The organism is Actinoplanes sp. L3-i22 (assembly GCF_019704555.1).
In the GTDB taxonomy this organism is placed as follows: domain Bacteria; phylum Actinomycetota; class Actinomycetes; order Mycobacteriales; family Micromonosporaceae; genus Actinoplanes.
On the sequence record NZ_AP024745.1, the window covers coordinates 4,171,627 to 4,195,873 of the forward strand.

A 24,247-nucleotide genomic window follows, 5' to 3' on the forward strand; every position below is an offset into this window, starting at 1 on the left:
GCTCAGAGCGCCGGCGGCTCGATGTCGGCGTCGGTGCGGGTGCTGAGACCGACGTTGATCACCTCGGGGTGCCGGTCGCCGAGCACCATCCGCAGCCGGGTGATCGCGCCGCGGCGGCCGGCGCTGGCCTCGATGTGCTCGCCCTTGGCCTCCAGGTCCAGCGACAGGTTCGCCCGGGCCGCCAGCGTGTACGGATGATCTTCGCCGCGCACCCGCTCGGATCGGCTGCAGACGTCGCGGGAGAGCCGCAGCGCCTCGTCGACCCGGCCCTGATCGGCGTAGAGCCCGGCCTGGTTGGCCAGCGCGCACAGCCGCCACTGGTGGTCGAGGCCGAGCTTGTCGCCCATCGTCTCCAGCGCCTGGCCGTTGACCTTCAGCGCCTCGTCCAGCCGGCCCTGGAGCCGGTGGATGATCGCGACGTCGACCATCGCGGCGAGCGTGAACGGGTGACTGCCGCCCAGGTTGATCCGGTACGCCTCGGCGGCGGACAGCGCGTACTCCTCGGCCTCGTCGAGCTTGCCCGCCACGCGCAGCGTGTTGGCCAGCGTCAGCCGGGCGGCGAAGGTGTGGTCGTGGGTCTCGCCGAACTTCGCCTGGCAGGCCAGCAGCGCCGACTCGGCGGTCTCCAGCGCCTGGCCGTACAGGCCGTTCTTGCGCAGCAGGATGGCCTCGTTGCGCCGGCCCCGCAGCACGTCCAGGTGGCCCAGGTCGACCAGGCTCTCGTGGATGCGCAGCTTGCTGATCTGCAACGACAGCGCCTCGGCGTAGCGGCCCAGGCCGTACAGGTCGCGGGCCACGCCGGAGTAGGCCCACAGCATCCGTACGTCGTCCTCGCCGAACATGTCCGACAGCGTCCGCACGATCGACTCGTCCAGCTGGCGGGCGTCCTCGAACCGGCCGAGCAGCCGCAGGTCCACCGCCAGGTTGTTCGCCGAGCGCTGGGTGGCCGGATCGTTGTCGCCGAACTTCTCCTGGTAGGCGGCCAGGTTCGCCTCGTCGCGCTCGCGGGCCCGGCGGAAGTCACCGGCGATGCGCAGGTCGGCGCCGACGCTGTTGGCGGTGGCCAGGGTGTGCTCGTGGGTGGCCCCGAGCAGCTCGGTCATCCGTTCCAGGGTGTCCTTGTTGATCGCCGCGGCCCGGGGGAACTCGCCCTGCGCGCGCAGCGAGTTGGCCAGGTGCCGGTTGGCGACCAGCGTCATGATGTCGTTCACGCCGAGCATCTGGCTCCACGTGGTGACCGCCATCTCGCCCAGCGTCTGGCTCGCGGCGTAGTCGCCGACCGAGTACAGATAGCGGATCTGGTCCAGGAAGACCGTGCGGGCCTCCGGGTCCGGCGAGAACAGGATGCCGCTGGGGACCACGTGCGGGCTGATCTGGCGCAGCGACTGCCAGTTCTCCGGCACGTCCGGCTCGCCGGGGTTGGCCAGCGCCAGGATGCTGTGCGCGCCGCTGGTGTAGACCTGCCGATCCTGCTCGGACAGCTCGTCGCGCAGCAGATCGCGTACCAAAGAATGCACTTGAATGAGATTGCGTCCCGGGTCGAGGGTGGCCAGCGCGTGCCCGGCCATGTCCCGGATCGCGTTGCGCCGGGTCATCTCGGTGCGCACCTCGGTGGCCAGCGGCGCCGGCAGTTGCGCGCCGCGCCCGCGGATCAGCATCGGCACCGAGATCGGCTGCGAGCTCATCAGCGCGCAGATCGCGAACAGCTGCGCGGCGGCCGGCGACTTCGAGGCCAGCTCGCGGTAGGCGATCTGGAACGTCAGCGCGACCGACGACGAATACCCCTCCGGGGTGCCCTCGCGCAGCACCCGGGTGGGTGTCTCGTCGAGCGCGGTCAGATACTCCTCGAGGGTCATGCCGCTCTCGATGTGCACCGCGGCGGCCTGCTCCAGCGCGAGCGGCAGGTGCCCCAGCCGCCCGGCGAGCCGGCGGGCCTGGTCGTCGCTGAGGTCCGGCCACCGCTTGCGCAGCATCTGGACGCTCTCCGGCTCGGTGAACACGTCCACCGAGACCGTGGCGTCGTGACCCAGCCAGCGGTTCGACCGGGAGGTGACCAGCACGTGCCCGCGACCGGCGCGGGGACGGTACTCCTGGATGGTGTCCGGGGCGCCGGCGTTGTCGAAGATCAACAGCCAGCGTTCGTGGGTCTCGCCCTGGCGCAGCGCGTCCAGCACGGCGCCGATGGTGTCCTCGGCGTCGACGCTCTCCGGCAGGCCGAGCCGGCGCGCCAGCGACACCAGCGAGCGGCGGATCGAGCTCGGCTCGTCCGCGGGGACCCACCAGACCAGGTCGTACTCGTCGGCGTAGCGGTACGCGTACTCGGTGGCGATCTGGGTCTTGCCGACGCCGCCGTAGCCGTGCACGGCCTGCAGCACCAGCGCCGGGGACGCCTCGTCGTGCAGCGAGCGCCGGATCGCCTCGAAGATCGAGTCCCGGCCGGCGAAGTGGCTGTTGCGGGGCGCGACACCACCCCAGACGGACACGGTGGAGCGCGGCGTCCGACGAACCCTGTCGTCCGACTCCTGCAGCGTCAAAGTGATCATCTTGCCGTCTCCATCTGCAGGGCGCGTTGGTGTCTCGCCGGGTGGCTCGGGCGTCACTTCCTCCGGACCGTCGTCCGCCGCCGCGGGCACCGTCAGCGAGGCACGGAAATCGGTGAGGGCGTCGCCCAGCTCGGGATCGTCGACAACTACGCGGTCGAGCGCGCCGAGGATCAAAGCGGACGTGTTCTGGTCCGAGAGCCGGCCGGCCAGCTCGACGTAGCGCACCGCGTCCAGCGTCCAGCCGCCGGCGCGGGTCAGCCGATCGAGCGCCTCCCGGGCGCCGGAGCAGCCGGCCAGCGGCCCGGCCAGCTCGGCCATGCCCGGCTGCGCGAGCACCTCGGCGTGCACCGAGGCGGGCAGCTGCGCGAGCAGACGGCGCAGCCGGTCCAGCGGGGTGGCCGGCGCCTCGTCGCTCTGCAAGGTCTTCACCAGGTCAGTGAACGTCACATAACCCGGGGTGCGGCCCAAAACGAGCCGGATGCCCATCGCCAGGTCGACCAGGCCACGCTCGGTCTCGATCGCGGCCTCGAGAATGTCGAAAGTGCGATAGGCCGGGGCGAAATGTTGCGGATGCAGGCTGCCGTGCGCGGTCTTGACCTGGTTGAGCACTTTGCGCCAGGTGCCCGGTTCCTCGAGCTCGGTGATCGCGTCGAGCGCGTCCCGCAGTTGCGAGCGCTGCTCCAGCGACAGCTCAGCGGCGGTCGGCGGGTCGCCGTCCGGGTTCGCGGCCGCATGCTGATCGCTCACAACCCAGCCCTTTGCCCTCTCGCTTCGCGGTTGGCCCCTATCCATCGCACCCTATCGAAGCGACACTGCCACGCCATCCGGCGTTCGTCCCAACCGCTCGAGCACCCGCGTAATAGTAGGGGGACCGACCAGCCGGACAAACCCGACACGTTCCCCTAACCGGTGATTCTCCACAGGAGAGCTTTTGAAGATCAACTTCAAGGTCTTCATTGCCTCGGTCCGCCGGGGTACAGATCGTCGCTCCCGCGGGGACCCTTGCGGGCTTCGCAAGGGCGCGGGGCGCCCAGAACACGAAACCCACAAGGGCGACGTCCGAGGGTGGTCGCGGTTTCAAAGAACCCACCCCCGGTTCACGGCATCCGCCGGTGACCGGCGTGTCTGGTTTGATGGCAGAGCCGCACCCGCCGCCTACGGAGGACTGATGGGGAACCACACCGAACCGGTGCTGCTGGACCGGAGCGGCACCACCTACCCGGTCAGCGACCGGCGCTGGCGCGGCGACGACGGCAGCCCGCTCATGCTGTCACCCCTTGCCGGGCTGACGCCGGATCAGATCGACCAGGGCGAGCGGTCACTGTGGCGCTACCGGGCCGTCCTGCCCGTCGATCCTGGTCACCGCGTGAGTCTCGGCGAGGGCCTCACCCCGTTGATCGCGCTGGCGTGGGGTGGGCACCGGGTGCACTTCAAGCTGGAGTGGTTCAACCCCACGTCGTCGTTCAAGGACCGCGGCGTGTCGGTGATGGTGTCGCACCTGCGCGCACAGGGCGCCGACCGGGTGCTCGAGGACAGCTCCGGCAACGGCGGTGCCGCGGTCGCCGCCTACGCCGCCGCGGCCGGCCTCCGCGCGAAGATCATCGTGCCGGCGGCGACCAGCGCCCCGAAGATCCTGCAGGCACGGGCCTTCGGCGCGGAGATCGAGCTCGTCGGCGGCACCCGCGACGAGGTCGGCGCCGAGGCCGTCCGGCAGTCGGCGCGGATCCCGTACGCCAGCCACAACTGGCACCCGATGTTCCTCCAGGGCACCAAGACGATCGCGTACGAGATCTGGGAGAGCCTCGGCTTCACCGCCCCGGACAACGTGGTGCTCGTCGCCGGCGCCGGCAGCCAGATCCTCGGCTGCGACATCGCCTTCGCCGAGCTGCTCGCCGCCGGACAGATCGACCGGCTGCCCCGGCTGCTCGTCGGGCAGCCCGAGCACTGGGCCACCATCGCCGACACCGTCAACGGCGTCGACCGGGCCGGGCGCGGCGAGCGCGCGCCGACCGTCGCCGAAGGGGCGGCCATCGCCACCCCGGTACGGCTGCCGGAGGCCGTCGAGGCCCTGCGTCGCTGCGGCGGCGCGGCCGTCGCCGTTTCCGAGGAGCAGATCCAGGGTGCGGTCCGCACCCTGGCCGCCCGCGGCCTGTACGCCGAGCCGACCAGCGCCGTCGCGGCCGCCACGCTCGACCACTTCATCGCCGACGGCACGGTCACTCCCGATCAGACGACCGTCGTCGTGCTCACCGGCTCAGGACTCAAGTCGGCCGACAAGATGGCCGACCTGATTCCGGCCTGAACCGGACGCTCCGTCTGTCCGCTGTGGTGGCGGACGGCGTCTTCGGGGCGGAGGGGAGGACCTTGGAGGTCATATGATCGTCGGGCCTCGATGAAGGGATTCCACAATGGATATCCGCCAAGCCGACCGGACCCGTCCCGTACCGCCGGCCGTGCCCGCCTCGCCGTCCTGGGCCTTACGAGCCCGCGTTCTGGCGCCGGCGCTCGCGCTCGCCGCCCTGATCGCCGCGCTGCTGCCCGGACAGCCGGCGTCAGCGGCACCGCCGACCATCCCCCCGAACTACCTGACGGCTGCGGCCGGCACCACCGTGTCGACCTCCATCAGTTCCGCCGTCGGCCTCGCGCAACTCGGTGTCACCGCGAATCTCAGTGAGACCAACGCGCCCCTGCAAGCCCGCTCGACCGACCCCGGACTGTGGGAACGATTCACCTTCGTTTCCCAGGGAAGCGGCGCGTGGGCCATCCGCTCGGACGCCAACAACAAGTATGTGACGGCCAACCTCAGCGTTGCCAGCACGGATGCTCCGCTGCAGGCCCGCGCCACCACCGTCGGCTCGTGGGAGAAGTTCTACGTCTACGACAACGGTGACGCGACGAAGTCCCTCGTCTCGGAGGGGGCCCACCTGTTCGTCAGCGCGAACTACAGCGTGACCAACAACCCGTTGAGGGCTCGGGCCAACATCGTTGGATCATGGGAGAAGTTCTTCATCCCCGGCGTCCCCACCTCCTGACAACGAATCCGCCGCCCGGCCTGCCTCGCCACCGTGGACAGGCCGGGCGGCGGAGTCAGTGGCCGCGGAAGGCCGCTTCCCGGGTCCGGTCGCGGCTGTTCAGGATGCCGATCGCGCATCACGCCTACGACCGCCCCGCGGTCGCCTCGTACTACTGCCGGTTCGGCCTACAGCCTCGGGCGCCCCGGCGCGCCTGTTGTCGGGAACGAGCGAATGTCGCATGTTGCCCGGCAATCCAAGGGGTCACCTTCTCGCCGTTCCTGGCCGCCCTGTCGGCGGCAAATGAGTAAACCCGCGATACGAGGCCTGGCTTGACGACGATGGTCAACCAGTCCTGGCTGAGTCCTGCATTGCTTGATATTTATTGCGCTCGGGGCCTGCCGGGAGCGGATATTCTGGCAGACCCCGCAGCGGGTGCTTGAAACCAGTTCCGATGCTGGACGCAAACCTCAGAGACCGACCTTCTTTACGCCGTACCTGGCCTGCGCCGGGGTGAACCCCTCGAATTCCAACTGGTCGATGAGGCCCTGGCGTGAGAACGGCATAGTATTAAGGTAGGACGCCGCCATCCTGGCGGCCTGGGTGTTCCAGTTCGCATGCTGCTTGTCGACACCATAGGTCGCGATCTTGGTGCTAAAACCCTCGTACACCAGCTGGTGGATAAGGCCTTTGCGTGAGAACGGCATAGTCTTGAGGTAGGATGCCGCCATGCGCCGGGCGTTCTGCTGTGCGACTGACTCACTGGCCGCAGAATACGAAACAGGAGCGACCACGGATTTTGAAACTGTGGTGACAGCGCTGGTCACGACCGTATGAGCGGCGATGGGCTGGGCCTGCGCCGGCGCCGCGGCGCCGATGAGCCCCACGGCGAGAAATGCTGTCGACACGGAGACCAAAACCTTCTTCAAAACCAGCTCCTAAAATGACTTGGTGTGGTGTGCGCTGCTCCGCCTTAATCGGAGGCACTTGGACTGAGTTGAGGTTCGCTGCAGGGATGTCGCGGGAATAGGCGAAGATCGCATCTACGAGGGTGCGGCCGGAGGTGCGCAACACCAATGCTTCTGGCAGGAGTGTGCCCGGAAGAAGGCCGATGGCGGCGCGAACTCACTCATCGGCACCTGCTGGGCGCAGACTGACTTGCCAGGCGCGAGACGCCGCTTGGCTACGACGGAACGGTAGCGGCGACGTCAGCTCGCCTGCCCTACCGCGGAAACGAGCACACTACGGCGGCGAGAACACCTGGCGGCCCCGGGCGCGGACTGGCGGTTCTGTGGTGGCGTCCGCGAAGCCGAAGTCGTTCATCCGGAGTCCTAAAGAGGGCCGGCATGGGCCCGATGGCGAGAGCATCGACTCGACAACCGGGAGGTCCGTTATGAGCAACATCTCGCCGTGGGATGTGGATGTCCAACGGTCTACGGGCGGTGCCGCCGTAGTGACTGCGCAGGCTGCTCGAGAGACTGCGCCTGCCGGTTGGTACGCCGATCCAAGTGGGGTTTTCGCACAGCGGTGGTGGGATGGACAACAGTGGACCGAATCCGTTCAGCCTGTGCCGGAAACGGTCGGAGTGCATCCCCACCAACCGACAGCGACCGGCCCTATAGGGCAGAATTTCCAACAGGTACCCGCTGATCCCGCACTGCAGCCGGCAGGCCCATCACAATATGTGCGGTCCTTTGGGCTCCAGGAGGAACCGAGCCCGCCGTTGGCTCTCAGCGGGACGATGGCGGGCGTATCACACGAGCGCATTGATGTTGCAGGCTTAACGCTGCCGGAAGTTTCGCGCAAGCGCCGGGGTAGGGCCATGGCGATTGCCGGCGCCGTCGCGGCGGTGCTCGTCGGCGGCCCAGGTGCCTACATCACCTACAACTACACGGGCCTTGAAGACAGCTGCCAGGACGCCATCAGGATCTACGCAAACAATCAAACGATCAGGATGACCAAGATGTCGGCCGACGCAGCCGCCGATGGCATCGCGCTTTCGACGGTTCTCAAGGAAATTCAGTTTTTGCCAGCTCAGAAAGACGGACTGACTGAGGCATCGATGCGGGCGTCCCTGATTTTTTCGTCGACCGTAGGCAACGGCGCCGTTTCATTCGGTCAGGATAATGCGATGCAGGTGGTCTGCAACGCTACCTTTGGATATCGCTGGAACGCCACGGCTAAAGGCATTGACATCGACGACCTCTGACGCTTTCCGGTGGCCACATCGGTCTAACGACGTATCACGCACTCAACTCGGCGGATCCGTGCGTTCGTAGAGCCCCTCCGGTCTGGCCGACGGTGACCGAGCGTCATCCGGTGCGAATGGGCGCATCTGGCACCTATCGACGCTCGTTGTGGCGGTCACGACGGACGGGGTGGAAGCGATCGAGGTGTTGGCGGATTTCGTGAGCAGTTCTACCGATGCATGACCAGGCGGGCCGACGCCTTGTTCGAGCTGACGGACGCCCTGCTGTGCACCGACGTGCCGGTCAGGACGCTGGTCGGGTTGTATCTGGCTCCGCAGCACCGGCGCGGCCACGGCGCCAAATGACAAGCGTACGGCTCCGGCTGGTCGTCCCGGGGTGTCGGAGGCATCCCGGGGGAACCCGTCAGAATCGGCCGGCGACCGTCGCGATCGCGCCGATGGCGAGCACGACCAGCAGCACCGTCGCCGCCCACTTCAGCGACCGCACCGCCGCCCGCAACTGGGTGTACCGATGCCGGTGCTGCCGAATCCCGAAATACAGCTCCACCTGCGCCGCCTCCACCCGATCGGCGTCGGTCTGCGCGGCCACCGCGGCCCGGAACGCGTCATAGGTGTCCGCGACCGCGGCCGTATACGTCCCGTTGAACAGCAGCGCCGGCGGCGGCTTCTGGTCCTCGCTGAACATCGCCGCGCTCGGCCGCGGGGTCACCAGCGAACTGGCCGCCTGCAGCAGCGCCCGCACCACCAGCCCCACACTGGCCAGCACCACAAGCGCGAACAGCGCGACCAGCCACCGGTTGAGCCGGTCGAACCCGCCGTTGAGGATCTGCGCCAGCACCACGGCGTTGCCGGCCGACAGGATGGCGCCGGCGCTCAGGACCACGGCGGCGCGGCTGGCGGTCGAGGCCCGCATCCGGTCGTAGCGCTCGATGTGCCAGCGCAGCGCCGGCAGCCTGTCGTCGGCGGGATCCGGCACGGGGGCGGGTTTACGGCGGCTGGCCGGCACGGCCCGTTTGGCGGGTTCGGTCACCTGACCTCCCTGTTCGGGCCTTCAGCCTAGTGCCGCCCGGCAACCGCCGCCGGTCAGTCGTCCGCGGGATGGTCCCCGTTGGAGACGTCCGCGATGAACTCGGCCCAGAAGCCACCCGTGGCCCGGGCGTCGATCGCCCGCAGCCCCTCCGCGAGCACCTCGGCGGCCTCGATCGACTCGTCGATGTCGCCGTCCTCCGAATAGAACGGCAGCCGCCCGGCGCTGAACTCCAGCGAGCGCGCGAACGCGTCCAGGCTCGCGTTGACGACGCTCACCACCTCGCCGTCGTCGACCAGCACGACCTCGCCGGTGGCGCCGTCGAGGCAGATGCTCTCGCCCTCGCGGGCGAAACCGATCCTGGTCAGCTCGTCCCGGTCACCGGACTGCACCTGCGCGAAGTCCGGATCCTTGCGAAAGATCGTCAGGAAGCCGTCGGGCAGGGACGCCTCCCGCAGCACGGCGCGAGCCTGTTCGGGCACGATCAAACCTCCGGATTGTCAGGCAGCGGGCCAGACCCGCTTGAAGCCGACCCCATCCTGCCCGCTCAGCGCGTCGACGAGACGCTGGGTGCAGAACAGCGTCTGCCGCGGCACCTGCGGAATGCGGAACACGGTCCGATCGGCCAGCCGGTCGGCGTGGAACTCGTACCCGCTGACGTGCATCACCCGCCCGCTCGAGAAGCGCGTCACGGTGGACGCCGCCTCGTCGAGTACGTCACAGACGTCCGGCACGAACATCCAGAAGTCCCCGTCGCCGGACCGCAGCGGGATGACGAGGCCCTGCCCCTCCAGCAGCGGGCCGATCGAGTCCCGCACGGCTGCCGTCATCGTCAGGACGTAGGAGGCCAGATGCGGCAGACCCGTCTCTCGCAGCGCCGCGCCACGCTCGGTCTCGGTGACCAGCCGCACCCCCAGAGGCAGCAGCTCACCCCAGCTCAGCGCCCGGAAGTCCGCCTCGTCCACGCACTGCAGCCACCGATGCGTCTCCGAGGCGACCGGAACGTAGACCGGGCCGTCACCCAGCACAGCAGATCTCCTGTCCAGAGCGGGGTCGAGGAAAGCGCGGGCGCTGAATGCCAGGTCCTCCGCTCGCGCGGAGGTACCGAATCGAACGGATAGAAGGAAGCGCCCGCATGGCCTCGACTGTCGCCATTATCCAGGGATCAGCTCACTGAACCGATCCAGCGTGTACACCTGCGACCCCGCCGGCAGCCCCTCGGGCGCGGTGATGCCGACGAACGTGACCGGCTCGGCCGGCAGCCCACCGTCCCAGACCAGCACCGGCGCCCGTTCGCGCCAGCGGTCGATCAGGTACGCCATGGTCAGGTACCGCCGCTCCATCAGCGCCCGCACCCGGTCGGCCGTGGTGTACGCGTTGCCCTCCACCCGGTTGAACCGCGGCGTGCCCCGCAGGTACAGGTGCAGCCAGACGGCCTCCCAGCCGCTCTCGCCGCGGGCGAACACCATCGGCAGCGCGACCCGGCCCGGCCCGCGCATCTGCGAGCGCGCCCGCACGGTCCGGGCGTCGAACGGCGCCCCACCCTGCCCGGCGGCCCGGACCTGGTAGCCGAACATCGACTCGGCCACGTCGTCGAACGACTCGCCCGCGAAGATGTTGACCTGCGGCACCAGGTAGTGCCCGGTCAGGTTCAGCGGCACGTCGATGAACTCGGTCGCACCCTCCGGCGCCTCGGTCAGGTCCCCGGAGTGCACCACCCCGTCGTGGTGGAAGTTGGTCCAGGACACCTGCCCGGCGCTGTGGAACTGCTCGTCGAGCAGCAGCAGCGACAGGTCGTAGTCGGTGCGCCGGCTGCTCTGCCGCCAGTACGTGAAGAACCGCAGCAGCTCACCCGGCACCGGCGCCCGCGAGCCGCGCGGCAGCACCGCGAACCCGCCCTCGGCCGCCTTGCCGGACAGCGGCAGCGCCACGTCGAGCACCTCCGGGTCGACCAGCAGCGGCTGGTCGAGCTCCGGCAGCCGGGCGCTGATCTCCGCGTCCAGCAGCGCGGACAGCTCGGCGACCAGCTCGGCCGGCAGCGGCGCCCGCTCGTCCGGCCCGACCCACGCGCGCCGCGACCGGCTCGCGTACATCCGCAGCGACGCCGGCGCCAGCCGGTTGCCGACATGCTCGCGCAGCGACAGCAGCACCCGCCCGGACGCCGAGCCGAGCGCGCCGGTGACCGCGCCGACCACCGCGTCGCGTTCGTCGGCCGGGGCCAGGCGCAGCAGCCGGTCCGCCGAGCGCAGCAGCAGGCCCGGCGCCGCGGACAGCACCGCGGCGGCCGGTCCGATCTCCCCGGAACGGATCTTCGACTCGGCCCGCCCGGCCAGGTTGGGCACCTTGCGCTCGCCGCGGGCGACGTCGAACACCGCCCGGGCGTGCGGCCACTGCGCGTACTCGTGCGGGTGCAGCCGCTCGCCGAGCCGCTTCCACCGCTCCGCGTAGCGGGCGATGTCGCCGAGCTTGGCCGGGCTCGCGCCGACGACCGCGTCGAGCGCGCCCAGCAGCGAACGCCGCTCCGCGCGCCGGAACGCCCGGAACCGGGTCGGCTCGGCCAGCGACACGTCGCCGCCGGAGACCTGGCAGGCCAGGCGCAGCACGTCGGTGGTGGTGTCCACGGCGACCAGCGGCCGGCCCAGCACCAGCCGCACGCCGTTGAGCACGGCCCGGTTCTCCCGCACCGGGATCTCGGCCGGCTGCGGCCCGTCGGCGCAGAGAACCGCCAGCTCGCTCAGGATCGCCAGGTCCGCCTCGCCGAGCGGGGTGCTGCCCCCGGCCAGCGCCAGGTAGAGCCGCTCGGCCTCGGCCTCGGCGGAGTCGCCCAGGTGCAGCACGGTCAGCCGGTCCCCGGCGGCGGCGATCAGCTCGTCGTGGGCGGCCAGCAGCTCGTCGTAGGTGTGCTGGTACGTCCCGTACCCCGGCAGTTCGAGCAGGTTGACCCCGCGCACGTCGACCGGCGCCGCCCCGCCGGCGGTCACGGCCGCGCGCAGGCGCTCGGTCCAGAACTCGAGCGTGTCCGGCACGTCGTGCGGGAAGCCGATGAAGTAGGCGTTGTGCCGCACGTGGTCGCCGACCAGCTCGCGCACCGCGGCCACCACGGTCGCGGCCAGGTCCATCGCCGGCCCCGGCCCGAGCCCGCCGACGTGCTCCAGCAGGGCCCGCGACGCGCTGAACCCGGCATCGAGCAGCGTCGCGTCCAACTGCCGCGCCACCGCCGCACCGTCGCCGGCCACCCCGGCGCTCGCCGGGACACGCAGGGTCTTCTGGATGATCAGCTTCTCGAGCACGCGCCCCTCCCTCTCCTCCGCCGCGCCGACAACAAAGTGGGCCGCCGGGGACTCGAACCCCGAACCGTTCGATCCAAAAGGGAGAAGGAAGCGCCCCCATGCCCACTTGCGGCGGTGGGCGGACGCGCTGACCATTCGAATGCTCTGCCCTTGAGCTAACGGCCCGCGAAGGATCATTCCACCGCCTGCCCCCGCGCTGCCATCGAGTTTCAACCCCAAGATCAAAACCCAATTGCTTCGGTACGGACGAAGCCCCGCCCCTGACGTTCGCGCCGCCGGTCGCGGGCTACCGCCGTACGGCGAAATCGGTTTTGTCGTTGAAGAAGTGCCCGGGGCCCAGCAGGCCCCGGGCAATGATCGGAATCAGTCGGTGAGGGTGCCGTCGGCGAAGCCGACGTCGGCCGGGCGGCTGAAGTCCGGCGGGTAGAGCTGGGCCCGGAGATGCACGTGCTCGGCGCCCTCGGGCAGGCTGTCGGCGATCGTCGGGATGGTGATCTCGCCCGACGTCACCCCCGGCTCGAAGGCGATGAACAGCTGCACCGCGGTGCTCGACAGTGGCCGGGACGGCAGCGGATCCTCCCCGGTGAACGTGCTGAACCACTCCGGATCGACGTCGGTCGACGACAGCTCCGGCCCGCTGACCGGCGCCAACGGCGTGAAGACCACGTAGAGGTAGTCGTCAGCGGCCGGCCCGGACAGCTGAACCTGCCAGGTCAGCGCCGCCCCCTCGGTCGCCGTCGCCACCGCCGGGGTGATCGTGACGGTCGGCATCGGCTCGTCCTCGATCGAGTGGACGCCGCCGATCCAGCCGCCGACCACCGCGTTGCCGGCCGCCTTCGCGGTCAGCGGGTACGCCCGGTCCCCGCCATAGGTGTCATTTCCGGTCACCGAGATCGGCACGGTCAGCGTGCTGTGACCCGGCTTCACCGACGTCACCCACGACTTGCCGTTCAGGAACAGCCGAACCTTCGCCGCCTTGGCACCGTAGGCCGTGACCGGCACCCGGTAGGTCCGGGTGCCCGAGTCGCCCTCGGGGACGCGCAGGTCACCGACGTCGACCCGGTCCAGCGCGGCGGCCTTGACCGCCGGGGTGCCGGCCCGCCAGCCCCACGCGTCGATCAGCCAGGCCGGCCCGGCACCGCCGGTGGTGAGATCGACCTGCCGCACCGCGCGGATGCCGCGCGGCAGCGCCAGCCGGACCTCCTGCCCCCAGTACGACGTGGTCCGGTCGGTGCCGGGCACCCCGGTGACCGTCGCCGTGCCCAGCTCGGTGCGCCGGCCGCGCTCGTCGGTGACCGCGACGGTGACCGGCGTGGCCCCCGCGTTCGGCGCCACGATCAGCCGCAGCGCGAGCGCCCGCGACCCGGTCACCGGCATCGCGTTGGCCGGCCGCAGCCGCGCCGTCGTGCCGCCGGTGAGCGCGACCGCCCAGCGCCCGGGCTCGGGATTCTCGAACGGCACGAAGTGCGGCGAGTCCGTCCCGTACTCACCGGCGCGCCGGCAGGCGGCCGCCGGGTCGGCGGGCACCTGCTCGCACAGCCGGGCGCCGCGCACGCCGAGCGCCGGCTCCGGAACGATCACCGGGCTGCGGTTCGCGCCGATCGCGTGCGCCAGCACCGTGGCCGGTCCGGCCGACGGCGCGCGGACGCCGGTGCCGTCGAGCAGCGGCCGGGCCCGGTCGTCGCCGCCGACGAACAGCCGCGCCGCGGTCGCGATGTAGGTCGCGCCGACCTGCTGCTCCTGCTGCGGGGTGAGCCGCTGCGGTGAGACTCCCGGCGTACACAAGGGGTCGGGGTTTTCCGGGTCGTCGAAGAAGTCGTCGGCGGCCGGTCCGGCCGACTGCCCGGGCGTCCACTCGGTGTTGAAGTAGTTGTGGTTGGCGCCGATCACGTACAGCGCGCTGTGCAGCGCGGTGCCGGCGCCGAGGCCGCGGGACTCGTCGACGTACATCTGGCCCTGCAGGTCGGAGACGTCACCGTCGCAGCCGGGCAGGATCGTCGCCGACGGCACGTTCGGCTGCGGGTTCTGCCCGAACGCGGTCGGCCCGATCAGCAGCAGCCCGCGGATCGTCCAGCGCACCTTGCCGTGGTAGTCGTCGGTGCCGGCCGGCGGCGGGTTCAGGCTGTCCAGCGCGGCCCGGCTGACGCCCTCGCCGCCGCGCGAGTGCCCCATCAAGAAAACTTTCGACAGGTCGGCCGGCGGTGCGGCCCGGACGATCGCCGGCGCGCTCTTGCGTTTGGCGCCGGCCCAGTCGGCCCAGTGCGCGAGATGCGTGCGGACCAGCGCGGACCGGGCCTGCCCGCCGAGGTCGGCGACGTCGTTGTCCTGCGCGCTGATGGCGTTCGCGGAGATCGACACGGTGACGTAGCCCTGCGAGGCGAGCAACTGCTGCGCCTGCAGGTAGCCGCGGTAGCTGGCGACCGGCTGGGCGCCGGGCGCGCACGGCCAGTCCAGGCTGATCGTGCTCAGCTCGGTGCCGCTGTAACAGGTCCAGTGCCGCCCGTGCAGGAACAGCGCGAGCGGCCGTTTGCCCGGGGCCTTGGTCGGGACGACCACGACGGCCCGCATCTCGATCGGGGTGGGATAGCCGGTCAGTTTCAGGCCGGGCAGCGTGTACTCGCCGGTCGTCGTCGCATACGGGCCGCTTACGCCGGGGTCGACCGGGTTCGCCGGCGCGGTGGCCGGTGGGCTCGTCACCCGGCGCTGCAGCGATGTCGGCGCGGTCGCGTCGACCCGCTTGCCGCCGATCCGGACCTGCAGATCGGTCAGTTTGCCGGTGGAAACTTCCGGCAGGACGAACGTCTGTAGGTCGGTGGTGCTTTTCGCCCTGCCCAGCAGGGTGTCGCCGGACCAGAACTCGACCGCCGCGTCGCCCGGCGGGATCACCCGGTCGCTGCGCCAGGTCAGCGACCGGTCGCCGACGGTCCAGCCGGGTTGCGGCGCGCCCGCCGCCGGGGCCGGTGGATCGGCCCAGGCCGGCACCGGTGCACCCAGCAGCAGTACGCTCGTCGCGATTGCGGAGACCATGATTCTTCGCATGCGCCCGTGTCTAGTCGACGCATGCAAATACACCGATGCTGCGGCCTGCTTCAGGCGCGCGCCGGCTCCGGGCCCGCTTCGGCAAGATCAATTGCTTGCGGTACGGCCGTAGCCGCGCGCCCGCCGTCGCTTGCCTCGTGCTTCTCGGGTGCCGCAACAGCCGCGCGGTTGCCGTCGATGAACAGCAGCACCAGGGCGCCGCCGACCGCGAACACGATCGCGCCCAGCGCGTAGCTGATCCGGTAGGCGTTCTCGGTCGGCAGCGCGACCTTGCCGACCAGGTGCGTCTGTCCGGCCAGGATCGTGATCACCAGCGCGCTGCCGATCGTCCCGCCGATGGTCCGCATGATCGAGTTCACCGAGTTGGCGATCCCGGTGTCGTGCGGGTCGACGTGCGCGACCAGCAGGGCCGGCATCGAGGCGTACGCCATCGCGATCGCGCAGCTGGCCACCACGAACCCGGCGATCACCGCGCCCTTGCTGTCGTGCAGGAACGCCAGCGACGCGGTGGACAGCGCGGCGATGCCGCAGGCCAGGGCGAGCACCAGGCGCGGGCCGATCCGCCCGACCAGGCGACCGGCGAGCGGGCCGACGACGATGCTGGCCGCGGCGCCCGGCAGCAGGAAGACCACGCTGGTCTGCAGCACCGTGGCGGTGAAGCCGAACCCGGTGTACGCCCGCGGGCTCTGCACGAAGTAGCTGGTCGCCAGCTGCAGCGCGAACATCGCGAAGCCGACCGACATGGCCGCCAGGTTGGTGATCAGAATCGGCCGGTGGCGCAGCAGCTGCACCGAGACCAGCGGCGCGGCCAGGCGCCGCTCCAGCAGCAGGAAGCCGGCCAGGATGACGATCGCCGCGGCGAACAGCACCAGCACCCGCGGCGAGCTCCAGCCCCAGGTGTGCCCCTGCGAGATCGGCAGCAGCAGACTGACCAGCCCGGCCGAGAGCACGACCGCGCCGAGCACGTCGACGCGCCCACCGCCGCCGGCCCGCTTCGGCAGGGTCAGCGACAGGGCCAGGGCCAGCGCGCTGACCAGCACACACAGCCAGAAGACCCGGCGGTAGTCGGCGCCGTTCTGGGTCAGCAGACCGGCCGCGACCAGGGCGACACCGCCGCCGACCCCGAGCGTGGAGGCGACCACCGCCATCGCGTTGGTGAGCTTGTGCGCGGGCAGCTCGTGGCGCAGCAGGCTGATGCCCAGCGGGAACAGGCCGAAGCTGGTGCCCTGCAGGATCCGGGCGGCGATCAGCCAGCCGATGTCGTGCACGGTCGCGGCCAGCACGCTGCCGATCAGGGTCAGGATCAGGGTGCCGACGAAGACCGGCTTGATGCCGAGCACGTGCCCGAGCCGGCCGAGCAGGGGCGTGCAGGCGGACGCGGCGAGCAGGGTCGCGGTGGTCACCCACCCGACGGTGGTGGCGTCGACGCCGAGCTGCGACGCGATCTGCGGCAGCACCGGAACCGGCACGGACTGAATCATGGAGAGCAGGAAACTGCCGGCCGCGGCCGCGATGAGCAGCAGCGCCGGGCGTACGGGGCGAGTCACGGCGCTATGCTAGATCCACAAGTTGACAGACTGTCGAATTTTTCCGTCAAGCGTCGAGTATCACACCGGTAGGGTTGCGGATCATGGGTCAGAACAGGCGCACCGGGCCGTCCAAGGGCGATCTGCGGGAGGCCGCGATCCTCGAGGCGGCGCGCGAGCTGTTCGCCGAGCAGCCGTACGACGCGGTCACCATCGACGACCTGGCCCGGGCGGCCGGCCTGTCGCGGACCGGCTTCTACTTCTACTTCCGTACCAAGGACGCGGTGCTGACCGCGCTGATGGCCCGCTTCTGGGACCAGCTGGGCGACTCGCACGTCTGGTTCGACAGCACCGGCCCGTCGCCGGCGCTGCTGCGCGAGCAGTTGCGCGCGTCGGCCCGGCTCTGGCGCGAGCACGCCGGCATCCTGTCCTGCGCGCCCACCTCGGGCGAGCTGCGCGAGTTCACCGCCAAGGTGAAGGCCCGCTACGACGAACGAGCCGCCGACAAGATCCGCCGAGACCAGGACTCGGGCACGGCGACCAAGGCCCTGACCGCCCCACGCCTGGCCGAAATGATCTCCGCGATCCGGGACGCCCGCTACGACCAGCTGGCCCGCGCGACCGACGACGAGCTGGAGCAGGCGGTCACCGACCTGGCCGAAGCCATCCAGCGCCTGGTCTACGCCTGACCGGCCTTCGCAGCGATCCAGCACTCGATGTCGCTCGCCCGCCAGAGGCGGCCCATCATCAGGACCTGGTAAGGCTCGGGAAAGTCGTCCCGCTCGGCCAGCTGCTGCACGCGCTGACGGGAGACCCCGAGGCGTTCCCGGATCTCACCCTGGCCGACCAATCGCGGTTCGCCATTGCTGCGTACGCCCATGACCGCCCGCTCAATCGCCGGCGGACGGAAGGATCGGCTCGTAGTGCCCGCGCGCGTTGCGCCGCACCGCGTAGCCCTGCTGATGCCCGGCCGCAATCAATCCCTCACTGGTGATCACGTTTTCCCCGTTCCGTCACAGGTCGAGCAATCGCGAGTGCGGCCGCATCCCGGGCACCAGCGGGCCGAGGCATTGGCGAGCTTCATGCCGGACACGTATCCGATGATCAATGCCACGACGACCGCCAGGATTCCGGCCGCGATCATGATTCGTCACCTCCGCCGTCGTTCATCCGTCGCGCCGGGCGGTGCCCTGATCCACACGAATTCAGGCTGACAAGGGCACCGCCGTCAATCCCAGCGGGCGACCCGCCGGGACGAATGTTGCCCGCGAGGACTGGTCGCCACAACGGTTTGGCGGCAGACTCTCGCAAGTAGAGACCTTCGGCCGACACCGGTTACACAACGGCGGAATACGGAGTTACGCGAAGGTCCTGGAGAGGGTTACGCCGTGACGACTTCGGAGATTGGATCGACGGTTCCGCGAAGGCAACTGGGCCGGAAATTGAAGAATCTTCGTGAAGACGCTGGGTTGACCATGGTGGAGGCGTTCACCGCGCTGGAGTGGTCGAAGCCCCGGCTCTGGCGCTACGAGACTGGTCAGGTGCCTATCCACCCGAACCTCGTCGAGATCATGTGCCGGCTGTACGGCGCCGACGACGAGACCATCGAAGGCTTGAAGGCGCTGGCCCGCGAGACCAAGACCAAGGGCTGGTGGCACGCCTACTCCGACATCCCCGAGTGGATCGGGTTGTTCCTGGGCATGGAAGCTGCCGCCTCTCGGGTGCGCAGCTATCAAGCGGAACTGATTCCCGGACTGCTTCAGTCTCCGCGCTACGCGGAGGCGATTGTCAGTCTTGGCCCGAAGGCTCTCTCGCCGGAGGCCGTGGGCCGAATTGTGGAATCGAGAATCCGGCGCCAGCGGATCCTGACCCGTCGTGCCCCGAAGGCGGCCGACCAGGAGTTCATCCTGAACGAGGCGGCCCTGGTTCGCGGGTTCAGTCCGGAGATAATTTCAGACCAGCTGCAGCGGCTGAACTCGTTGTCCGATCTGCCGAACGTTTCGGTCCGGGTGATTCCGTTCAAAGCTGGAATGCACCTGGCCAATCAAGGACCTTTCGTCATGATGGACTTTCCTCGGGAGTCGCGGATACGTGATCCGGAGCCGACGACGGTCTATGACGACAGGCCTACCGGCGCGCTGTACCTTGATCGCCCGAATGAGGTGAAGACCTATTCGGTCATCTGGGATTTTCTGGATAAAAAGGCGCTCGATCAGTCGGCTTCCAGGGCTCTGATCAGCCAAAAGGCGGAGGAGTGGGCAAGGTGATTCCTGAACTCGGCGGCGCGATCTTCCGAAAGTCGACTCGGAGCAATCAGGGCGAATGTGTCGAGGTGGCGACCAACTTGCCGGGCGTCGTGGTGGTTCGCGACTCTAAGGACCGTGACGGGGGAAGGCTGACCATTGACCCCGCGACCTGGGCCGCGTTCATCGAGGACATCAAGGGCGGCGGGTTTCTGGCCTGACCGGGTTGTCCTCAGGTCGCCGACCAGTTGATCATGGGATGATGGGGATCGATCTGGAGCTGGCTGACTCGGCGGCCGCGGTGTATCGGCTGCGGGCTTGCGCTGACGCGGGGCCGGCGTGCGTTCATGACCCGGACTGCGGGGAGAACGTGCAGCGGATCCGGGCCGCGGCCGCCGCGGATCGGCCGGACGAGGTGTATCCGTGGGAGTTCCGTTATCGCCGGTTCGCTGACATCAACGTGGCCATGCGGCTGGCCGGGATGGGCTACGCCGGTGAATCCGAGCCGGGACGGCCCGGCATCCCGGCCCGCAACCTGGAGTCCAACGATCGCACGCTGGTGACCGCGCGGGAGATCGACGAGGCACTGGCCGCCTACGCGGTCGCGCCGGTGGAGTTCCGCACGGCGCTGGAAGCCGACCGGAAATGGGTGGCCTGGCTGGCGTGGCTGGCCGTGGCCCGCAAGCACGGCGGCTTCGAGGCGGAGTAGCCGGTCAGGTCCACATCAGCGGATTGCCGGTCTCGATCGAGGCGGCGCACAGGCGGCGCAGGGCGCCGAGCAGGTGATCCCATTCGGACGCCGACTGCGGGCGGGTCTGGACCACCAGGTGCTCGGCGGGCGACCCGAGCGGCATGATCGGGAGCACCGTCGAGCGGCCGGCGCCGGTCAGCTCCACGCGCTTGTCGTCCAGGATGCGCTGAGTGAAGCGGGTCGCCCGGAACAGCGTCACCGGTGGATCGGACGGGGCATTGACGAAGAAGCCGCCCGGGTCGACACCGGCCCGGAAGTCCGGACCCAGCATCATCACGCCGTCGTAGGCGGCGATGTAGCGCATCAGGAGCTCGCCGGTCGCTTCGTCGAGCAGCACCACCTCGTCCGGCAGCCGGGCCTCGTGTTCGAAGTAGTCCAGCTCGGCAAGGATCAGCGCGGCCGCCGCCGGGCCGGTCGAGCCGCCGTTGGCGTTGGGCAGCTCGGCGCGCAGGGTGGGGAAATGCTCCCCGCCGGCCGCGGCCATCGTCTGCTGGAAGAGCCGCACCCCAGCCCAGTTGGCGACCCGCTCGGTGGCGACCTCCATCTGCGGGTGCGGGCAGGCCCGCGTCTGCCACGACCAGAATTCGTGGTGGGCGTCCTCGTTCCCTTCATACGGCAGCAGCAGGCCGAAGAAGCCGTCCTCGTCGAGACCAGCCGGCCCGGGCGGCGGCGCGGTGATCAGACCGTCCTGCCAGCAGCGGCAGTTCACATACGCGTCGAGTCCCACGCGGGCCAGGTTATCGGTCGCCCGGCGGCCCGGCGCGGCATTAAAGTGCGCGAATGTCTTCGCAACCGGTGCTGCTGCCGCGCTCGACTCCGGCGGCTGCGGGTGTCTCGTCCCTGGCGATCGGGGCTCTGCTGGATCGGCTGGAGGGGGTGGCTGTTGAGCTGCACTCGATCATGGTGGTTCGGCGGGGACATGTTGTCGCCGAGGGGTGGTGGGCGCCGTATTCGGCTGGGCGGCCGCATCTGCTCTACTCGCTGACCAAGTCGTTCACCTCGGTGGCCGTGGGGCTGGCGATCGGGGACGGGCTGCTCTCGCTGGACGACCGGGTCGTCGACGTGCTGCCGGATCGGGTGCCGGCGGGTGTGACGGAGCAAGCGCGCCGGCTGACCGTGCACCATCTGCTGTCGATGACGGCCGGGCATTCCACCGACAGCCTCGGCGAGGCCTGGGAGCTGGAGCCGGACGACCTGGTCAAGGGGTTCCTGCGGGTGCCGTTCGCCGAGGTCGAGGGGGTCTGGCACACCTATGACAACTCGACGACCTATGTGCTGGCTCGGATGGTGGAGCGGGTCACCGGGCGGGATCTGCCGGGGCTGCTCGACGACCGGCTGTTCAAGCCGATGGGTATTGACCACGCCGAGTGGGATCGGGTCGCGAGCGGGGCTGCCTTCGGGTTTCACGGGCTGCATCTGACGACCGAGGCCGTCGCCGCGTTCGGGGAGTTGCTGCGGTGCGGTGGGGCGTGGAGTGACCGGCAGCTCGTGCCGCGTGAGTGGGTGGAGCTCGCGACGCGCAAGCATGTGGCGACCAGTCAGGTCGAGGGCTGGACGGAGAATCCGGACGCGCTGGTCGGGTACGGCTACCAGTTCTGGATGTCGCGGCACGGCTACCGCGGCGACGGCGCTTTCGGTCAGCAGTGCATCGTCGTGCCGTCGCACGAGCTCGTGGTCGCGGTGACCGCGGCGATCTGTCCCGAGGAGGACATGCCCGGTGCGGTGTGGGATTGCCTGCTGCCCGGCATCGGGGCGCCGGCCGGCGAGCGGGACGACCAGCGGCTTGCCGAGCGGCTGCGCGGGCTGGCGCTGCCGGTCGTGACCGGGTCGGCGGATCCGGGGCGGTCCGCGGTGGCGCGGGTCGACGCCGGGGTCGAGGGGTCGGCGCTGCCCGGCGGCGGCGTGGTCGTCGTCGAGCCGTCCGACGGTGGGTGGAGCGCCCGGCTGGGGGAGTCGGTCACGATCGAGATCGGTCACGGGGACTGGCGGGAGAGTGCGCCGCTTGGGCGTCCGGTCGTCGCGGCCGGGGCGTGGCAGGGGGACACGTTCGTCGCCGAGCTCTACGTGATCACCACGCCGCACCGGGTCCGGCTGGTGGTCGACGCGGTCGCGGGGACCGCCGTGGCGACCTGGAACCTGGTGCCGCTGACCGGCCCGATCCTCGAGCGGCACCTGCGGTCGCCGTTGATGACCCGCCCGGACGTGGCCTGACGCGGCGGCCAGGCCGGGGGACGGTGCTCACGCCGTACCAAATAATTGTCTTGAATCTTTTCAAAATAGTGCGTGGGCAGTTGACCGTGTTGTTGACAACACGCGCGGCAATTCTGCTGCGGAAATCGGGTTTGTCATTTTCTGGGCTGTGCTGTCAAGTATCCGACCAGGTGGAGGGCGGTCCGGGCGGCCATTTCGGGGCTCAAGGGTGTCGATTTTCGAGAGACATTCGCATCACCTCACGTGAATTTCACTCTCTATTTGGGAGTGTCCGTCGCGCATCGACGAACGACGGAGGGGAATGCCGACAGTGGATCGATACCGAAAATGGGGCTGGGGCCTGGGCATCGCGACGGTGACCGCGGTGACCGCCTACAGCCTCGCGTCCTGGCAGGCGAACGCCGCGCCCAGCGCGCCGCCGGCCAGCCCGGCCGCCGCCGAGCAGGCGCGGGTCTCCGACCCCAGCCCGGTGCCGGAGGCCGCGACCGGCACCGGAAGTGACCCGCTGACCAGCACCGAGGTCGACAAGGCCCGGGCCATCGCGCTCACCCCGCAGCTCGCCGCGAACGCCCGGGACGTGACCGGCAAGGCCGGTCCGGAATACCTGGCCGCCGAGCTGGACGAGGAGACCGGCCGGCAGGCCGAGGTGTACTACTACGACTACCAGGCGGGCAAGCTGTACAAGCAGGTCGTCGACCTGAAGACCGGCAAGCTGGCCAAGTCCTACTCCGCGGCCGGCATGCAACCGCCGGCGTCCCCGCAGGAGGCGAAGACCGCCCTGGAGCTGTTCGTCGCGAACCCGCTCAGCGCGGACTTCAAGGCGGCGTTCCGCAAGGCGACGGGCAAAACCTTTGCGGGTACGGACGGCATCGAGCCGATCGCGCACATCTACACCTCCAAGCCCGCCGACCGGGGCGCGACCCAGTGCGGCAAGAGCCGGTGCGTGCAGCTGATCGTCAAGACCGCCGACGGTCACTTCATCAACGTCACCGAGATCGTCATCGACCTGTCCGGGCGCACGGTCGCCCGCCTCAAGTGAACGGGGTTCGCCGCAGCATGACGTACCGAACGCTCGCCGGAGCCGCCGCGCTCCTGACCGCGACCGTGCTGGCGGTGACCGCGCCCGTCGCCGCCCAGGCGGCCCCGGCGGCCGCGGCGACACCCTGCGGCGCCTCGGCGATGGTCAAGGAGACGCTGCCGAACGGGACGACCTGGCAGATGTGCTGGCGCATCAACGACAAGGCCGGGCTGGTCCTGGACCACGTCTTCGTCGCCACCAAGCGCTACCCGCAGCCGGTGCAGGTGCTCGACTCGATCCGGCTCGCGCAGCTCAACGTGCCCTACGACACCGGTGACACCGAGTACAACGACCTCACCGCGATCGGCATGGGCGGCTACGGCCTGGAGACGCTGACCGGCGACGACTGCAAGGGCGGCTCGATCCGGCTCGGCTCCGACGGCGGCGGCGACCCGACCCAGCGCAAGGTGCTGTGCGTCAGCGCCGAGCCGCGCGGGCTGGCGTACCGGCTGCACAGCTACGAGTGGGACGAGGGCACCGAGGAGTCGAAGGAGACCGTCTACTCCCAGCAGGGCCACGACCTGGTGCTGCGGACGATCAGCAAGCTCGGCTGGTACGAGTACGTCACCGAGTACCGCCTGCACGACGACGGCCAGATCACGGCCCGCCTCGGCGCGACCGGCGACCTGGCCCCGAGCGAGTACTCGACCAGCAGCAACGGCTGGCCGATCGGCAAGGCCGCCCGCGACTACGCGACCATGCACTACCACAACGCGTTCTGGCGGGTCGACTTCAACATCGCCGGCAAGGGCGGCGAGAAGGTCGAGCAGTACGACACCACGCTCAACGGCCGCGGCAGCATGACCGCCAAGCTGAACACCAAGAAGACCGCGATCGCCAAGGAGGGCACCTTCTCCAAGGTGAACCAGCGGTGGTGGCGGATGGTCAGCCCGACCAGCAAGAACGCCGACGGGCACAACCGCTCCTACGAGATCGTCACCACCGGCGGCGACAAGTACGAGGGGCACCCGGAGACCAAGCCGGACATCACGTTCTCGCAGAAGAACGGATGCGAGAAGTGGGCCAGCGACAACGCCTCCGACCCGGAGTGCCCGCTGAACATCCAGACGGTCGTCGACTTCGTCAAGAACAAGGAGACGCTGACCGATCCGGTGGCCTGGGTCCGGGTGGGCTTCCACCACGTGCCGCGGGACGAGGACCAGAGCCCGATGCCGATGCACTGGCAGGGCTTCGAGCTGGTGCCGCGCGACTTCACCGAGATGAACCCGCTGACCCCGGCCGCGCTGGCCGGCGCGAACGGCAACACCAGCGGTAACACGAGCGGCAACTGATCGATGGGGCCGGCCCGGTGCCTGTGG

At 69.8% G+C, this 24,247-nt stretch carries 21 protein-coding genes, 1 tRNA gene and 1 pseudogene; 11 read left to right on the forward strand and 12 right to left on the reverse strand.

Annotated features, from left to right (window positions below; genetic code table 11):
- Positions 1-2 precede the first annotated feature (2 nt).
- Positions 3-3,290, reverse strand: coding sequence for an FxSxx-COOH system tetratricopeptide repeat protein (gene fxsT, locus L3i22_RS18305; protein WP_221328170.1), 3,288 nt, complete (start codon positions 3,288-3,290; stop codon positions 3-5).
- Between the two features lie 421 nt (positions 3,291-3,711).
- On the opposite strand from fxsT, the gene L3i22_RS18310 reads away from it, so the two are divergent.
- Positions 3,712-4,845, forward strand: a complete 1,134-nt coding sequence (locus tag L3i22_RS18310) for a pyridoxal-phosphate dependent enzyme (RefSeq protein ID WP_221328171.1) — start codon at positions 3,712-3,714, stop codon at positions 4,843-4,845.
- Between the two features lie 106 nt (positions 4,846-4,951).
- Positions 4,952-5,575, forward strand: coding sequence for an RICIN domain-containing protein (locus L3i22_RS18315; protein ID WP_221328172.1), 624 nt, complete (start codon positions 4,952-4,954; stop codon positions 5,573-5,575).
- A 449-nt stretch (positions 5,576-6,024) separates the two neighbouring features.
- On the opposite strand, the gene L3i22_RS18320 is transcribed toward L3i22_RS18315, so the two are convergent.
- On the reverse strand, positions 6,025-6,483 hold the full coding sequence (locus L3i22_RS18320; RefSeq protein WP_221328173.1) for an Ltp family lipoprotein: 459 nt from the start codon (positions 6,481-6,483) through the stop codon (positions 6,025-6,027).
- 464 nt (positions 6,484-6,947) lie between these two features.
- Between L3i22_RS18320 and L3i22_RS18325 the strand changes: the two genes are divergently transcribed.
- Positions 6,948-7,763 (forward strand): DUF2510 domain-containing protein, encoded by an 816-nt coding sequence (locus tag L3i22_RS18325; RefSeq protein ID WP_221328174.1) that lies wholly within the window; start codon positions 6,948-6,950, stop codon positions 7,761-7,763.
- Positions 7,764-7,898: 135 nt separating this feature from the next.
- A pseudogene (locus L3i22_RS54360) lies at positions 7,899-8,102 on the forward strand (hypothetical protein); the annotation flags it as partial.
- A gap of 64 nt (positions 8,103-8,166) precedes the next feature.
- Here L3i22_RS54360 and L3i22_RS18330 read toward each other — a convergent pair.
- The 7 genes from L3i22_RS18330 to L3i22_RS18360 form a co-directional block, all read right to left on the reverse strand.
- A complete protein-coding gene (locus L3i22_RS18330) occupies positions 8,167-8,793 on the reverse strand; it encodes a hypothetical protein (RefSeq protein ID WP_221328175.1) in 627 nt (208 codons plus the stop codon).
- A 53-nt stretch (positions 8,794-8,846) separates the two neighbouring features.
- Entirely contained in the window at positions 8,847-9,272 is a 426-nt protein-coding gene (locus tag L3i22_RS18335) for an SUKH-4 family immunity protein (RefSeq protein ID WP_221328176.1), read from the reverse strand.
- An 18-nt stretch (positions 9,273-9,290) separates the two neighbouring features.
- Positions 9,291-9,818 carry a hypothetical protein gene (locus L3i22_RS18340; protein ID WP_221328177.1) on the reverse strand — a complete coding sequence of 176 codons (528 nt, stop codon included), beginning with the start codon at positions 9,816-9,818 and terminating at the stop codon, positions 9,291-9,293.
- A 126-nt stretch (positions 9,819-9,944) separates the two neighbouring features.
- Positions 9,945-12,080 carry a hypothetical protein gene (locus L3i22_RS18345; RefSeq protein WP_221328178.1) on the reverse strand — a complete coding sequence of 712 codons (2,136 nt, stop codon included), beginning with the start codon at positions 12,078-12,080 and terminating at the stop codon, positions 9,945-9,947.
- Positions 12,081-12,117: 37 nt separating this feature from the next.
- Positions 12,118-12,245: transfer RNA gene (locus tag L3i22_RS18350), tRNA-OTHER, on the reverse strand.
- A 198-nt stretch (positions 12,246-12,443) separates the two neighbouring features.
- Positions 12,444-15,119, reverse strand: a complete 2,676-nt coding sequence (locus tag L3i22_RS18355) for a S9 family peptidase (protein WP_221328179.1) — start codon at positions 15,117-15,119, stop codon at positions 12,444-12,446.
- A gap of 50 nt (positions 15,120-15,169) precedes the next feature.
- On the reverse strand, positions 15,170-16,666 hold the full coding sequence (locus L3i22_RS18360; RefSeq protein WP_221328180.1) for an MFS transporter: 1,497 nt from the start codon (positions 16,664-16,666) through the stop codon (positions 15,170-15,172).
- Between the two features lie 83 nt (positions 16,667-16,749).
- Between L3i22_RS18360 and L3i22_RS18365 the strand changes: the two genes are divergently transcribed.
- Entirely contained in the window at positions 16,750-17,334 is a 585-nt protein-coding gene (locus L3i22_RS18365) for a TetR/AcrR family transcriptional regulator (protein ID WP_221328181.1), read from the forward strand.
- Here the strand turns inward: L3i22_RS18365 and L3i22_RS18370 are convergent.
- On the reverse strand, positions 17,325-17,525 hold the full coding sequence (locus L3i22_RS18370) for an AlpA family transcriptional regulator (RefSeq protein WP_221328182.1): 201 nt from the start codon (positions 17,523-17,525) through the stop codon (positions 17,325-17,327). The two genes, L3i22_RS18365 and L3i22_RS18370, sit on opposite strands and share 10 nt — an antisense overlap.
- Before the next feature lie 114 nt (positions 17,526-17,639).
- Positions 17,640-17,789, reverse strand: a complete 150-nt coding sequence (locus L3i22_RS18375) for a hypothetical protein (protein WP_221328183.1) — start codon at positions 17,787-17,789, stop codon at positions 17,640-17,642.
- Between the two features lie 244 nt (positions 17,790-18,033).
- Between L3i22_RS18375 and L3i22_RS18380 the strand changes: the two genes are divergently transcribed.
- From L3i22_RS18380 to L3i22_RS18390, 3 genes are read left to right on the forward strand one after another with little or no spacing between them, the layout of a single operon-like run.
- Positions 18,034-18,912 (forward strand): helix-turn-helix transcriptional regulator, encoded by an 879-nt coding sequence (locus L3i22_RS18380; RefSeq protein ID WP_221328184.1) that lies wholly within the window; start codon positions 18,034-18,036, stop codon positions 18,910-18,912.
- Positions 18,912-19,109: a DUF397 domain-containing protein gene (locus L3i22_RS18385; RefSeq protein WP_221330031.1), complete on the forward strand. Its 198-nt coding sequence runs from the start codon at positions 18,912-18,914 to the stop codon at positions 19,107-19,109. The genes L3i22_RS18380 and L3i22_RS18385 overlap by 1 nt, the downstream gene beginning before the upstream one ends.
- A 41-nt stretch (positions 19,110-19,150) precedes the next feature.
- Positions 19,151-19,597, forward strand: coding sequence for a hypothetical protein (locus L3i22_RS18390; RefSeq protein WP_221328185.1), 447 nt, complete (start codon positions 19,151-19,153; stop codon positions 19,595-19,597).
- 4 nt (positions 19,598-19,601) lie between these two features.
- On the opposite strand, the gene L3i22_RS18395 is transcribed toward L3i22_RS18390, so the two are convergent.
- Positions 19,602-20,366, reverse strand: coding sequence for a hypothetical protein (locus L3i22_RS18395; protein ID WP_221328186.1), 765 nt, complete (start codon positions 20,364-20,366; stop codon positions 19,602-19,604).
- A gap of 53 nt (positions 20,367-20,419) precedes the next feature.
- On the opposite strand from L3i22_RS18395, the gene L3i22_RS18400 reads away from it, so the two are divergent.
- From L3i22_RS18400 to L3i22_RS18410, 3 genes are all read left to right on the forward strand, one after another.
- Positions 20,420-21,850, forward strand: coding sequence for a serine hydrolase (locus L3i22_RS18400; RefSeq protein WP_255658370.1), 1,431 nt, complete (start codon positions 20,420-20,422; stop codon positions 21,848-21,850).
- Positions 21,851-22,151: 301 nt separating this feature from the next.
- Positions 22,152-22,889 (forward strand): hypothetical protein, encoded by a 738-nt coding sequence (locus L3i22_RS18405; RefSeq protein WP_255658371.1) that lies wholly within the window; start codon positions 22,152-22,154, stop codon positions 22,887-22,889.
- A 17-nt stretch (positions 22,890-22,906) separates the two neighbouring features.
- On the forward strand, positions 22,907-24,220 hold the full coding sequence (locus tag L3i22_RS18410; protein WP_255658372.1) for a primary-amine oxidase: 1,314 nt from the start codon (positions 22,907-22,909) through the stop codon (positions 24,218-24,220).
- Positions 24,221-24,247: the final 27 nt, after the last annotated feature.